Genomic DNA, 13,551 nt, shown 5'->3' with positions numbered 1-13,551 from the left:
CTCTCTCCTCACCATCAGTAACCCGCGATCTCCGGCCAGCGGATCTCGACGCCGGCGGCGGTGATGCGGCGCTGGAAGTCGGCCAGCAGGCCGGGGCTGTTGCGTACGGCGCGCGGCGAGGTGCCACGGGCCAGGCAGAAGTCGGCGAGCAGCCCGGCGACCTCGCCGACGTTCCACTCGACCGGGTGCAGGCGGTAGCTGCCGTTCGTGATGTGCGTGGTGCCGATGTTCTTGCCGGCCGGGAGCAGGTTCTCCATCCGGCGCGGGATCAGCGCCCCGAGCGGGATCTCGAACGGGCAGGAGCCGACGTCGATGTAGTTGTCGCCCCCGGTGGAGGGGTGCAGGTCGATCCGGTACATCCCGACCCCGACCGCGTCGGGGTACCGCACCGCGCCCCTGTCGCCGCGGACCGCGAGCGAGAGGTCCTGCTCGACCACCGTGTACTCGGCCCGGATCCGCCGTGACTCGCGGATGTACGGCGCCTGGGCGAGCCCGTCGGCGCTGCCGGTGATGTCGCCGCGCAGTCGCAGGCCCGGGAAGCCGGTGCCGCCGTCGGGGCGGGGTGCCTCGGTCTGGAGCCAGTACAGGACGGACTTCGACAGGCCCCGGGCCCGAGCCAGGTGCTCGGCCGCGTCCGGGACGTCGATGACCGGGCCTTCGAAGTAGTCGATCATCGGCCAGTTCACCAGCGTGATGTCGCTGGGGTACGCGCCGTCGACGAAGTTGCGCCGGGCCGCGATCCGGCGGAACGTCCAGAGGTTGCCGTCACCGGGGTTCACCCGCTGGTCGGCGTCGACGGTGAGCGGGTCGTCGTCCGGGTTCGGGGTGAAGCTGCGCTCGACGATCTCCAGGGTGCGCGGGTTCGGAGAGCGCCAGGAGAGCAGCCGGTCGCCCCAGAACGCCGGCTGGTAGGTGCGCCAGAAGTCGTACTCGGCGGGCCGGTCGATGGTGTGGTCGCCGTCGACGTGGTCGATGGCGAAGCAGACCGAGATCGCCTGCATGTTCATCGGCTGGGCGACGTCCGGGGCGCTCGGCTCGCCGGTCTCGGCGCGCGACTCGAAGCCGGTGACGTACTCGGTGCCGGTCAGCGGCAGCAGCTCGCCGGTCTCGGTGGCGTCCAGCACGTACGGCGCGGTGATCTCGATTCGGCCGCCACCGTCGCGGTGCTCCACCACCACCCCGACGACCCGGTCGCCGTCGGTCTCGGCCGCCACCGGCCGGTACGGCTGGAGCACGGTCAACCGCCCCGACCCCCGGTACGGCGCGAGCATCTGGTCGAGGACCGCGACCGCGACCCGGGGCTCGTGGCAGAGCCGGCTGACCCAGCCGGCGCCCGGGTTCAGGTCGGTCCAGGCCCGGGATCGCTCGGTCAGCGGGTAGTACCGCCGGTAGTAGTCGCGGATCCCGTTGCGCAGCGCCCGGTAGCTGGCGGTCACCCCGAACCGCTCGACCCAGGAGTGCTCGTCCGGTGGGACGGCCTGGCTGGTGAGCTGCCCCCCGAGCCAGTCGTACTCCTCGGTCAGCACGACCGACCGGCCGGCCCGGGCCGCCGCCAGCGCGGCCGCGACCCCGCCGAGGCCGCCGCCGACGACGAGGACGTCCGCACGCATCTGTGTCACTTGCTTCCTTCCACTCGCTGCTCTGTTCGCTGTCCCACCGCGCTCCGCCCCACGGCTCACCGCCCCGGGCCCGCTCCGGGCCCGGCGGGTGGCCGGGGCACGGGCGGACCGAGGGTGGTCCCCTCGACCGGTTCGCAGGCGAGCAGTCGCTGCGACACGGCCGGTGCGGTCCCCTCCAGCACCGCCGTCAGCAGCTCGACCGCCTGCCGTCCCATCTCCTCGCGGGGGATGTGGAAGCCGGTGAAGGTGATGTCGGTGGGGACCGGGGTGGTCGGGTCGCCGAGGGTCAGCACCGAGAGGTCGCCGGGGACGGCGAGGCCGCGTCGCAGCGCGGCGGTTCGGAGCTGGACCGCGGTGGCGAAGTCCTCGACGAAGGCCACGGTGGCCCCGGCACCGAGGACGTCGTCCAGCACCTCGTCGGCGCTGCGGCCGGTGCCGACGAGTTCGACGGCGTGTTCCGCGCTCCCCGCCTGGGCGGCGAAGCCCCGGCGCCGGTCAGCCGACGACTCGGCGACCAGGCCGGTCCCGAGGTAGGCCAGCCGTCGGTGCCCGAGCTGTTGCGCCCGTTCGCCGAGCTGGCGCACCGCGGTGGCGTAGTCGGCGCCGACGTACCGGACCGGACCGTCGGCGTCGTCCCGCCGCCCGACCGCGACGTACGGGTAGCCCTCGCGGTTGAGCCGGGCCAGCTCGGCGGCGTCGATCTCGCGGCCGAGAAGCAGGCACCCGTCGGCCAGGCGCAGCCGGTTGTCCCGGTGGAAGATGCGGCGTCGCCCGTCGACCACCGGCGCGCTGGTGAAGAGCAGCAGGTCGCACCCGACGCGCTCGGCGTACTCCTCGATGCCGACCAGGAACGGGTGGAAGAAGTCCCGGGTGCCGCTGGGGAAGGCGGGTTCGTAGGTGAAGACGCCGATGATGCGGTTGAACCGGGAGACCAGCCGGCGGGCGATCGGATCGGCGACGTAGCCGGTCTCCTCGATCGCCCGCAGCACCCGCTCGCGTGTCTCCGGGGCGATCCGCACGTCGGTGTCCGCGCGGTTGTTGAGCACCAGCGACACGGTTGCCTGGCTCACCCCGGCCAGACGCGCGATGTCGCGCTGGGTGACCCGCTTCGACACGGAGGCCACGTTGGGTTACCTCTCTCCGGACCAACTAATACGTATTAACGCGTGTGATGTTCTGGGATCTTGCGCCTCGCCGGACGACCGTGTCAAGAGGCGTTCCGTCATCGGCCGGTGATACGTGCGTGACCTAATGCGCATTAGCAACCGGTCTGTGGCGCGGTTTCCGTCCCTGGGAGCACCACCGAGGGCGTCCACTCCTGCCGGGACGGCGATCACGGAACGTGACGAACAGGGCCACGAGCCAGGATCACGACGGGTGACGAAACGGCGTTTCCGGTCGGCATCGTCGGGGGTAAGAGACAGGCGCGATCGCCGGGGTAGCCGGGACTGGGAGAACGGGCACACCGCCCACCGGCGAACGCCTCGGTACGGCGGGCGGAGGCGACGAGACGGTGATGGTGATGATGCGCGGTGGGCTGTCCGTGCCGGCGTGGCCGGTTACCGAGGTTGGGACGCTGCTCCTCGCCGACTGGACGCGCCGGACCCGGGACACCGGCGGCCATGGCTGAACGGCTGGTCGTGATCGGCGGTGACGCGGCCGGGATGTCCGCCGCCTCCCAGGCCCGTCGCCGACGCGGCCCGGACGATCTGGAGATCGTCGCCTTCGAGCGCGGCACCTGCACGTCGTTCTCGGCCTGCGGCATCCCGTACTGGGTCGGTGGGCAGGTCGACGAGGTCGGCAAGCTGGTGAGCCGGGACCCGGCCACCTTCCGGGACACGTACCGGATCGACGTCCGGACGCGGCACGAGGTGGTGGCGATCGACCTGGAGCGCCGCGAGGTTGTGGTCCGCGACCTGGGCGGGGGCGGGCGCACGGTCCGGGAGCGCTTCGACCAGCTCGTGTACGCGGCCGGATCCGTGCCGATCACCCCGGACTGGGCCCGGACCGACGCCCTCGGGGTGTTCGGGTTGCAGACCCTCGACGACGGCGCCGCCCTGCTGAGCTGGCTCGAGCGCGACCCGCGCCCACACCGGGCGGTGGTGGTCGGCGGCGGCTACATCGGCGTGGAGATGGCCGAGGCGATGATGCAGCGCGGCCTGTCGGTCACCCTGGTCGAACGGAGCCCGGAGCCGATGTCCACCGTCGACCCGGACATGGGTGCCCTGGTCCGCCAGACCCTCTGCGAGCTGGGCCTGGACGTGCGCAGCGGGGTCCGCGTCGTCGGCCTGCGGAGCCGGGACGGCCGGGTGGTCGGGGTGGAGACCGAGGCCGGGACGCTGCCGGCCGACGTCGTGGTCCTGGGTCTCGGGGTACGCCCGAACACCGCGCTCGCCGCCGAGGCGGGGTTGCCACTCGGTCCGACCGGTGCGATTCGGGTCGACCTGCGGATGCGGGTTCCGGGGATCCCCGGGGTGTGGGCGGCGGGCGACTGCGTCGAGTCGGTGCACCGGGTCTCCGGCCAGCCCGTCAACGTCCCGCTCGGCACCCACGCGAACAAGCAGGGCCGGGTCGCCGGGATCAACATCGGCGGCGGCTACGCCACGTTCGCCGGGGTGGTCGGGACCGCGGTAACCCGGGTCTGTGGGCTGGAGGTGGGGCGGACCGGGCTGCGCGAGCGGGATGCCGCCGCGGCCGGGTTCGAGTTCGTCACGGCCCGGGTCGAGTCGACGAGCCGGGCCGGCTACTTCCCGGGCGCGAAGCCGATGACGGTCAAGCTGCTCGCCGAGCGGCAGAGCGGCCGGCTGCTCGGCGCCCAGATCGTCGGCCACTCCGAGGCAGCGAAGCGCATCGACGTCCTGGCGGTGGCGATCTGGAACGAGATGACCGTGGACGACATGGCCAACCTCGACCTGGGGTACGCGCCGCCGTATGCCCCGGTCTGGGACCCGGTGCTGGTCGCCGCCCGCCGGGCCGCCGAGGCGCTGCGCTGAACCGCGGCCGCGTCCTCGGCCTAGCCGGTCGCCGGATACCGGCGGATCCGGGTCACCGGGTACGGGTGGATCCGGGTCACCGGCCCTGACCAGGGACTTTCGAACCAGGTCGAACGCGATGGGCGGGCGCCGCCGGCGCCGGTAGCTTCGGCGCCCGGAGGGACCGCCCGTGCTGCAGATCCGAGCCGCGTACCTGGATCCACCGGAACCGCCCGACCGGCCGCCGGCACCGCCGGTCCGGCGGTTCCCGGATCGTTGCGGCCAGCGTGGGTACGTGCTCGCGACGAGCGTGCTCGGCGTCGTCATGACCGGGACCGGGCTGCTGGTGGGCTGTACGGTGGCCGGCTCGAGGCCGCCGGGACTACCCGGCATCCCGGTCCCGACGCCCGCGCTGAGCGGTGTCCCCGTCCCACCGCCGTCCCGGTCGGTGGCGCCGTCGCCACCAGCCCCGTCGACCCTGCCGACCCTGCCCATCCTGCCGGACTCCGAGCTGTCGCTCTCTCCGGTCACCGGACGATGACCCACCCGGCAACCGAGACCGGCCCGGCCGGCGGGCCGCCACGGCGCCAGCTGGACGGTGACCGGGCGGCGACCGCACTGCTGGCCGTCGCCGGCGCGATGTCGCTGGCCTACGGCGCCGAACTCGCCGTCGACGTGCTCCGGCCGAGGCCCGACGAGACGGAGCCGGCGATCGGGCTCTTCTCACCACTGTGGCCAGACCTGCCCCGGGTGGTCTTCTGGTGTGTGGTCGCGAGCTGGGTCGCGGCACCCACCGTGTGGCTGGTCGCCCGGCTCGCCCGCAGGATGGCTCCGGACACGCCGGCCCTCCGGCCGTCGCGGTACCGGCTGCTGGTCGCGGTCGTCCTCCTGCTGCCGTTCTCGGTGCACCCGGTCGTGCTGATGGCCGAGCACGTTCCGGCGCTGCTGCGCTGCGTGCCGACCACCGCGTTCGCGCTCTGGGCCGTACACCGGATGCCGCGCCACCGGCGGATGCCCGGCTGGCTGCTGCTCGCCGCCGCGGGCTGGGGGGCGCTGGTCGCGACCGGCTTCGCCGGTGCGCTCAACCTCTGGTTCATGAACTACGGGGTCGCCTACCTCGGCGACCCGGCGGACCTGGTGCCGGCGGGCACCGTCACCACCGGGGCGTTCCTGCACGGCGCGATCGTGGAAGAGCTGGGCAAGGCCGCCGGGGTGTGGCTGGCATTCGTGCTCGCCCGCCGGCACGTCCACGGCGTGGTCTCCGGCGTCGTGCTCGGCGCGGCCGTCGGCCTCGGATTCAATCTCACCGAGAGCGTCGAGTACGTCTCCGCGAGCGGTGCGACGGGCGAGTTCCAGTACTGGATGCGGCAGTTCGTCGGGCTGATGGCCGCGCACACCGCGTTCACCGCCGTCGTGGGTGCCGGGATCGGGCTGGCCCGGGGCACCCCCAATCGTGCCCGGCGGTGGATCATCGTCGGTGCCGGGCTGTTCGCCTCCGCCGGTGGCCACTTCGCGAACAACACCATCTTCGCGTGGTACAGCACCGTCCGTCGCGAGTGGTTCACCCCCGGCGGCCCGCTCGACGTCCTGGTGGTGACCCCCGCCGTGCTCGTGGCCCTGCAGGGCCCGTTCGTGGCGCTCTACCTGGCGACGCTGTGGATCGCGCGCCGGGCCGCGGCCCAGGGGTTGGCGGTCGAGCTGGACCGGGAGAGCCGCACCGGTCTTCCGGCGGTCACCCCGGTGGAGGTGCCGGTCCTGCTGGACCCCGCCACCCGGCTCTGGATGCGGGTCAGGACCGTGCGCGAGCTCGGCTTCGCCGCGTACCGGCAGGTCCGACGCGTGCAGGCGGCACAGCTCGAGCTGGCGCTGGGTCGGCTCCGGGTGGCCCACGGCGATCCCGACGCGACGGTGGACGTCGACGTGCTCCGGAACCGGGTACTGCGGCTCAAGCAGGCGTGGTCGGACCGCTCCACGGTGGTGCGCCGATGAGCGGCCGGCTCGGCCGCCTCGTCGGCACGCTGGTCGGCGTGGCGCTGCTCCTGCTCGCCTTCCCCGGCACCGCCCACGCCTGTGAGCTCGTGTATCAGCAGGGAATGATCCCGCAGCCCGCGGGGTGTTCGTCCGGGACGGCGACCGCAGCCGCCCTCACCGTCACGGCGGCAGTGGCGATCGGCGTCGTCACCCTCACGGTGGCCGGCTACCTGAGCGGCGCGATGTCGCGGTCCGAGTTCCGGGCGGTTCTCGCCGCGCTCCTCCCGGCCCCGCCGGCCACCGTCGGGCTGCACTCGCGGCGAACCGCGATCACCAACCAGGAGGTGCTCAGGCAGGGCATCGGTCTGCCGAGGACGATGGAGACGGTATTGCACCACGCCGAGCTGGCCGGCATCGACCTCCAGGACGTGGACGTCGAAATCGTCGAGGATACGGACACCCTGCGTTATTTCGATTTCATGGGAGCCTGTGCTCGTACCGACGATCTCGGGATCCAACTGGGTCCGGCGGCCTTCGTCGACGCGGAAACCCTGGTTCGGACCCTCGGCCATGAGAGCATCCATGTCCAGCAGTGGCGGGACAACCGGGTCAACTCGAACGTCGTAGCGCTGGAGGAGGAGGCGTACGCCGCCGAGGACGGGTTCGTGGAGAGGTGGCAGAGGGCGGCGGAGGAGGAGAGGGAGAGGGCGACAGGTGGTTAGTGGATATCGGGCCGAGATGACGGTGGACAGCGTGCACCGGTTGCCCAGCCGACACCTGCAGATCCTGGTCGGCCGGCTGGCCGGCGAGACCGTCAGGGTCGGCGACGAGGTCGTGGTGCGGACTCCGGAGGGGCGGGAGCTGACCGCCGCCGTCCGCACGATCGAGTTGCACCTGCCGCCGGGTCTGACCGGGCTCGGACTCGACGTGCGCGTGGGTGACGTTCCGGCCGGCTCCACCGTGCTGCTGCCATGACGGCTGTCTCGACGACGACCACCGGCCACGCCGGGCAACGGATCACCGGGCGCGCGACGCCGCGCCGGCCGGCGGCACTGGCGACCGCCGTGGTCCTGGCGCTGGTCGCCGGGTGCGGTGGCGCGTCGGAACCGGAACGGCGGCCCCCGCCGACCGAACCGCTGCCGGTCACGTGGGTCCACAGTGGTCTGGATCCGGAGACCGACGGGATCCTGCCCCGGGACGCCGCCGTCGCACCGAACGGCAGTCTCTGGTACGTCAACCTGAACGGAAACGCCCTGGTCGAGCTGGCCGCGACCGGCAGGCAGCGGCGGGTTGCCTTCGACCCGCCGGCGTCGGCGTCGCGCTGGGTGTCGGCGGTGGCCGCCGGTCCCGACGGCGCGATGTGGTTCACGATCTACGGCGGCTACGTCGGTCGGCTCAGCCCCGGCGGCGCCGAGACCTTCTTCCGGCTGAACCTCCCCCGGGAGACGCTGCTCCCGCACGCGCTCGCCGCGGGCACCGACGGCGCCGTCTACTTCGCCGGCTCCCAGGTCATCGGCCGGATCAGCGGCGCCGGCAGGGTGGACACGATCGACGCTCCGCACCTGGACACCCGATCGGCGCTGTTCGCCGCTCCGGGCGGGGCCGTCTGGTACACCGCGCCGGACAGCGGCCAGGTGGGTCGGCTGGCTCCGGGCGAGCACCGGACCTTCCCGGCGCCGGGGGTGGCGATCGGCCCGAGTGCGGCCACCATCGACGCGCTGGGCAATCTCTGGTACGCCCGCCGCCAGCCCCCGGCCCTCGTCCAGGTCGCCCCGGACGGTACCAGCAGCGTGTACGCCCTGGACGGAGTCGGCCAGGTGGGCACGGTGACGACGGGTCCGGACGGTCGCCTGTGGTTTGGCAGCGCGACCCGGGTGATGGTGGGTTCGTTCGACCCGGTCAACCGGGTGGCCCGCTACTACCGACTGGACGGTCTGTCCTCGACACCCGGGTTGCTGCTGCTCGTCGGCCCGGATCGTGCCATCTGGACGAGCGCCTCCGACGGGTCCGGGTTCTACCGCTTCGTTCCGCCGGCGACGTGATCTCGGACTAGCATGGGGACCCGGGTCGACGAGGGATCGCTCTGGGCGCTCGTTCTCGAGGCGGCTACGTGTTGCGGATACGGTTCGACAGTTCGGACCTGGCCCGGACCAGGATTGCCACCCAGCCCGACCCGTTCTGGGAGATCGCCCTCAGTTTGCACCGCTTCCAGTCCCGGCACGGATGGCGGACGTACCGGGACTGGCACCGGTCGACGGTGGCCCGGCTCAATGACTCCGGACACGCCCGCGCGGTCCGCTCCCTGTTGTTGCCGCTGTTGCCCCGTGCCGCCTACTTTCCCGACTTCCTCACCCCGGCCGAGAGCGAACTCGGGCTCGACGCCGGAATCGAGGCGATCCTCGCCACACCGCACGAGCGGGTCCGGCGGGAGCTCGCCAAGCTGGACCGGGTGCACGGCATCCCGGCCTGGCTGCACCGTGTCGGCGAACGCGGCGAGCGGGTCGCCCTGGCGGGGGTGCTGCGGGCCTACCACGCCACGGCGATCAAGCCGGTCGAGGAACTCATCCAGGGTCGGATCGAGGCGGATCGGGTGCTGCGGACCCGGGCGCTCCTGGAGGGCGGCATCGACGGCCTGCTGCACAGTTTCCGGCCCCGCCTGCGGTGGAAGCCGCCGGTGCTGGAGGCGGACTACGCCGGCGATCTCGACATCGACCTGGGCGGACGCGGGCTGCGGTTGATTCCCTCGTACTTCTGCTGGGGCAGCCCGGTGGCGCTGGCCGATCCCCAACTCGCGCCGGTTCTCGTCTATCCGGTCGACCACGGCGTGCCGGGGACCGGCACTCGGGCGAGCGGACCCGGGGCCGACCAGACACCCCTGGCCCGGCTGCTGGGACCGACCCGGGCGGCGGTCCTGAACGCCGTCGCCGCCGGTTCGACCACCGGCGAGTTGGCCCGGCTCGTCGGGGTCTCCCCCGCCACCGCGAGTCATCACGTGGCGGTACTGCGCGACAGCGGGTTGCTGGGCAGCCATCGGACGGCCGGCCGTACCCTGCACGTCCTGACTCCGGCCGGCCGGAGCCTGCTCCGCGCGGCCGCCGAGGACGCCCCACCGCACCAGCGGTGACCGGCAGGACCACACCGCTCCAGCGGTGACCGGCAGGACCCACCGCACGCGCGACTGATCAAGAGGCAGACCCACCGCGCCGGCGGTTGCGCAACCACCCCCACCGCGCGATCGGTCGCATCACGGCCTCCCCGACCACACCACCGCCCCGGCACGACGGGCGGCCGGCCGCTCGCCCCAGCGCGCACCGCCGGGGCCACCCCCCACCCCTGCTTCGCACTTGACAGCCAGCTTCATCGCTTGCATGGTTAATTACATGAGTAATGAACCAACCAAGCGGGATGGCGCCGTCCCCGCCAACACTCCGCCGGGCGGGTCCGGGTGATGGACAACGGGCGGCCGATCTTTCTCCAGATCGCGGAGATGATCGAGAACTCGATCATCGACGGCACGCTCGCCGAGGAGAGCCAGGTGCCCTCCACGAACGAACTGGCCGCCTTTCACCGGATCAACCCGGCGACTGCCGGCAAGGGCATCAATCAGCTCGTCGACGACGGAATTCTCTACAAGAAGCGAGGTATCGGAATGTTCGTCGCCACCGGAGCGCGGGCGCGGCTGCGGGACCGACGCCGCGAGCAGTTCGCCCAGCAGTACCTGCATCCGCTGCTCGCGGAGGCGAGCAAGCTCGGCATCGGCGCCGACGAGCTCAAGCGAATGATCGACCAATGGGAGCAGGAGCGATGAGCACCGTGGTAGAGGCCCAGGGAGTCTCCAAGCGATACGGGGACGTCGCCGCCCTGGATCAGGTCAGCTTCACGCTCCACGAGAACCGGATCCACGGCCTGCTCGGCCGCAACGGCGCCGGCAAGACCACGCTGATGCAGATCATGACCGGCCAGAACTTCGCCAGCTCCGGCGAGCTGACGGTCTTCGGTGAGCGGCCGTACGAGAACGAGCCGGTCCTCTCCCGGGTCTGCTTCATCAAGGAGAGCCTGACGTACCCGCAGCACTTCAAGGTACGGCACGCCCTAGAGGCGGCCCGGCTGCTCTTCCCCCGGTGGGACGAGGAGTTCGCCCAGACTCTGCTGGCGGACTTCCGACTCCCGCTGAACCGCAAGATCCGCAAGCTCTCCCGAGGTATGCACTCGATGCTGGGGATCGTCATCGGGCTCGCCGCCCGGGCCCCCCTGACCCTCTTCGACGAGCCGTACCTCGGGCTCGACGCGGTCGCCCGGCACCTCTTCTACGACCACCTGCTCACCGACTACGCCGAGCACCCGCGCACCATCGTGCTCTCCACACACCTGATCGACGAGGTCGGCGACCTGCTGGAGAACGTGCTCCTGCTCGACCAGGGGCGGATCCTGCTCGACACCACGGCCGAGGAGCTGCGCGGCCAGGTCGTCACCGCCGCCGGACCGGCGGCCGCGGTGAACGAGTTCGCCGCGGGCAGCGAGGAACTGCACCGGGAGACCCTGGGCCGGTACGCCCGGGCGACGCTGCGCGGCAGGTTCGGGCCGGCCGAACGCGACCGGGCGCAGCAGCTGGGTCTCGACCTCGAACCGGTCTCCCTCCAGGACATCGTCATCCGACTCACCACCGCGCGGGCCGACGGCGGCTCACGACCCCGGCCCGACCGCGCCACCGACCCCGGAAAGGAACCCATCCGATGAGCGAGAGAGTCAGCCACGCCAGCGGCCCGAGCCGGGTCGGCAGGGCCGTCCTGGTCCAGCTCGTCGGCTGGCCGAGCACCCTGGGCGCGGCGTGGGGCACACTGGTCCTGGTCTTCCTGCTCAACCTCGCGCTCTTCGGCGCGATCCACGACAACGAACCCAGTCCGCAGACGGGCGCCCTGGCGTCGATCTACATCATCACCTTCGTCGGCGCCATCTCCTCGATCAACCAGGTCTTCCCCTTCACCCTGTCGCTGAGTCTGATCCGGCGGACCTTCTACACCGCCTTCGCCCTCCTCCAGGTGGGGCAGGCGCTGCTCTTCGGGGTGCTGCTCACCCTTTGCAAGCTCGTCGAGGACGTGACCGGCGGCTGGGGGTTGAACCTGACGTTCTTCGGCCTCGGCTTCCTCGACCAAGACAACCCGCTGCTCCAGATCCTGGTCTACACGGTCCCGTTCGTCGTCCTCGGCTTCTGGGGCTCGTTCATCGCCCTCGTCTACCAGCGCTGGCACCTGCCGGGGGTCTACGTCCTGGCCATCGTGAAGATACTCGCGGTGGGCCTTCCCATCGTGCTGATCACCTGGCAGCGCTGGTGGGACGAGATCGGCCGCTGGATCGTCGACCAGCCGAGCCTGAGCCTGGTCGCCGGCTGGCCGCTGGTGATCGGCGTGGCGATGGCCGGAGCCGGGTATCTCACGATCCGCCGGGCGACCCCCTGACGGTGGCCGTCCGGCGGCCCGGTCACGGCTGGCAGGTCGGGCACCAGAAGAGGTTCCGGCCGGCCAGGCCGGCCCGGCGGATGGGGGTGCCGCAGAGATGGCAGGGCTGGCCGGCGCGGCGGTAGACGTACACCTCGCCGCCGTGCCGGTCCACGCGGGGAGGCCGCCCCATCGCCTCCGGCATGTGCTCCGGGCGTACGGTGTCGATCCGGCCGGACACGACGGCGGCGGCCATCAGCGCGCACAGGTCGGCCCAGATCCGCTGCCACCCCTCCGGCGTCAGGGTGCGCCCCGGAGCGGTCGGTCGCAGCCCGGCCCGGAACAGCACCTCGGTCACGAAGATCAACCCGGTCCCGGCCACCACCGACTGGTCAAGCAGCAGCGCGAAGAGCGGGGTCGGGCTGCGACGGATCCGGGCGTACGCCGCCTCCGGGTCGGCGTCGGACCGCAGCGGGTCGGCACCGAGCCGCGCCCGCAGCGCCGCCACCTCGGGCGGGGTGAGCAGTTCGCAGGCGGTCGGCCCCCGCAGGTCGAGCCAGTGCAGGTCACTGGTGAGGCGCAGCCGTACCTGCCCGACCGGCTCCGGCGGCTCCCCGTCGCCGTCGGTGAACCGGCCGTACAACCCCAGGTGCACGTGCAGGATCTGGCCACCGTCGTAGTGGTGCAGCAGGTGTTTCCCGTACGCCTCGGTCCGGTCGAGGGCGGCGCCGGAGAGCAGCGCGGCACCCTCGGCGAACCGGCCCTGCGGGCTCGTGGCCAGCACCTTGTCCCCGGCGAAGAGCGCGGCGTGCCGCGCCGCCAGGCGGTGGACGGTGTGGCCCTCGGGCATCCGTCAAGAATAGGCGGCGCGTGGCAGTGCCCCGCGTCTCGGTGCCACGGCCACGCGCCTCCGTCCGTCCGGATGCCGCGGGTCAGAGGCGCAGCCCCAGGTAGGTGAGCGGACCGGGGTCGGCGACGTCGATGACGTGGAAGCCGAGCCGGTCGTAGAAGGCGCGGGCGGCCCGGTTCTCGGTGAGCATCCCCAGGTGCAGGCCGGAGACGCCGGCCCGGCGCAGCGCCGCGACCAGGGTGTCGATCAGCTTCCGACCCCAGCCCGCCCGCTGGTAGGGCGGCAGCAGGTCGATGTGCAGGTGGGCCGGGTAGTCCGCGAGTTCCGGCAGGATCATCCGCTCCGGGGTGTGCAGCAGGTGCGCCATGACCTCGTCCGGGGTGCCCGGCTCTCCCACCGGCGCCGGGTAGCGGTCGCCGACCCGGGGCAGCCACTCGGTGCGGAACCGTCGCACGAACGTGGCGGTGTCGGCGGTGCCGAGAACGTACCCGACCGCCCGGCCGTCGTGGTCGAGGACGAACGCCAGCTCCGGCTCCAGTTCGGTGTACGGGTGGGCGAAGATGGTGGGCAGGATGTCCGGGTCGGCGTACGACCCGGAGGCGTCCTGTCCCGCGTCAGCGGTCCGGATGCAGATGTCGTGGACGGCATCCCGGTCGCCGGGTCGGTAGGGGCGGATCTCCATCCCGCACACCTTACCCATCTCC

General features: G+C 72.3%; 14 protein-coding genes. 10 read left to right on the top strand and 4 right to left on the bottom strand.

Annotated features, from left to right (window positions below):
* Positions 1–14: 14 nt before the first annotated feature.
* Both EF879_RS12005 and EF879_RS12000 read right to left on the bottom strand, forming a co-directional pair.
* Positions 15–1,610 (bottom strand): FAD-dependent oxidoreductase, encoded by a 1,596-nt coding sequence (locus tag EF879_RS12005; protein ID WP_123557832.1) that lies wholly within the window; start codon positions 1,608–1,610, stop codon positions 15–17.
* A 65-nt stretch (positions 1,611–1,675) separates the two neighbouring features.
* The gene (locus EF879_RS12000; RefSeq protein WP_233604392.1) at positions 1,676–2,734 is read right to left on the bottom strand and encodes a LacI family DNA-binding transcriptional regulator; all 1,059 of its coding nucleotides are present in this window, start codon (positions 2,732–2,734) and stop codon (positions 1,676–1,678) included.
* A gap of 507 nt (positions 2,735–3,241) precedes the next feature.
* On the opposite strand from EF879_RS12000, the gene EF879_RS11995 reads away from it, so the two are divergent.
* The 10 genes from EF879_RS11995 to EF879_RS11950 all read left to right on the top strand — a co-directional run bounded on the left by EF879_RS11995 (position 3,242) and on the right by EF879_RS11950 (position 12,018).
* Positions 3,242–4,612, top strand: coding sequence for an FAD-dependent oxidoreductase (locus EF879_RS11995; RefSeq protein ID WP_123557828.1), 1,371 nt, complete (start codon positions 3,242–3,244; stop codon positions 4,610–4,612).
* A 274-nt stretch (positions 4,613–4,886) separates the two neighbouring features.
* Positions 4,887–5,132, top strand: a complete 246-nt coding sequence (locus EF879_RS11990) for a hypothetical protein (RefSeq protein WP_148086413.1) — start codon at positions 4,887–4,889, stop codon at positions 5,130–5,132.
* A complete protein-coding gene (locus EF879_RS11985; protein ID WP_123557824.1) occupies positions 5,129–6,580 on the top strand; it encodes a PrsW family intramembrane metalloprotease in 1,452 nt (483 codons plus the stop codon). Before EF879_RS11990 ends, EF879_RS11985 begins: the two co-directional genes overlap by 4 nt.
* The gene (locus tag EF879_RS11980; protein ID WP_123557822.1) at positions 6,577–7,284 is read left to right on the top strand and encodes a hypothetical protein; all 708 of its coding nucleotides are present in this window, start codon (positions 6,577–6,579) and stop codon (positions 7,282–7,284) included. Before EF879_RS11985 ends, EF879_RS11980 begins: the two co-directional genes overlap by 4 nt.
* Positions 7,277–7,537, top strand: coding sequence for a hypothetical protein (locus EF879_RS11975; protein ID WP_148086412.1), 261 nt, complete (start codon positions 7,277–7,279; stop codon positions 7,535–7,537). The genes EF879_RS11980 and EF879_RS11975 overlap by 8 nt, the downstream gene beginning before the upstream one ends.
* Positions 7,534–8,604 carry a hypothetical protein gene (locus EF879_RS11970; protein WP_123557818.1) on the top strand — a complete coding sequence of 357 codons (1,071 nt, stop codon included), beginning with the start codon at positions 7,534–7,536 and terminating at the stop codon, positions 8,602–8,604. The genes EF879_RS11975 and EF879_RS11970 overlap by 4 nt, the downstream gene beginning before the upstream one ends.
* A 68-nt stretch (positions 8,605–8,672) precedes the next feature.
* The gene (locus EF879_RS11965) at positions 8,673–9,686 is read left to right on the top strand and encodes a helix-turn-helix transcriptional regulator (protein WP_123557817.1); all 1,014 of its coding nucleotides are present in this window, start codon (positions 8,673–8,675) and stop codon (positions 9,684–9,686) included.
* Positions 9,687–10,010: 324 nt separating this feature from the next.
* Positions 10,011–10,370, top strand: a complete 360-nt coding sequence (locus EF879_RS11960) for a GntR family transcriptional regulator (RefSeq protein ID WP_123557815.1) — start codon at positions 10,011–10,013, stop codon at positions 10,368–10,370.
* Positions 10,367–11,299, top strand: coding sequence for an ABC transporter ATP-binding protein (locus tag EF879_RS11955; RefSeq protein WP_123557813.1), 933 nt, complete (start codon positions 10,367–10,369; stop codon positions 11,297–11,299). Before EF879_RS11960 ends, EF879_RS11955 begins: the two co-directional genes overlap by 4 nt.
* Positions 11,296–12,018, top strand: a complete 723-nt coding sequence (locus EF879_RS11950; RefSeq protein ID WP_123557811.1) for a hypothetical protein — start codon at positions 11,296–11,298, stop codon at positions 12,016–12,018. The genes EF879_RS11955 and EF879_RS11950 overlap by 4 nt, the downstream gene beginning before the upstream one ends.
* A 22-nt stretch (positions 12,019–12,040) precedes the next feature.
* Here EF879_RS11950 and EF879_RS11945 read toward each other — a convergent pair whose 3' ends face one another.
* Positions 12,041–12,847 (bottom strand): Fpg/Nei family DNA glycosylase, encoded by an 807-nt coding sequence (locus EF879_RS11945; RefSeq protein ID WP_123557809.1) that lies wholly within the window; start codon positions 12,845–12,847, stop codon positions 12,041–12,043.
* A gap of 82 nt (positions 12,848–12,929) precedes the next feature.
* Positions 12,930–13,529: a GNAT family N-acetyltransferase gene (locus tag EF879_RS11940; RefSeq protein ID WP_123558411.1), complete on the bottom strand. Its 600-nt coding sequence runs from the start codon at positions 13,527–13,529 to the stop codon at positions 12,930–12,932.
* Positions 13,530–13,551: the final 22 nt, after the last annotated feature.

Source organism: Micromonospora sp. HM5-17 (assembly GCF_003762835.1).
GTDB lineage: Bacteria > Actinomycetota > Actinomycetes > Mycobacteriales > Micromonosporaceae > Plantactinospora.
This window is presented reverse-complemented; position numbering and strand designations above follow the sequence as displayed.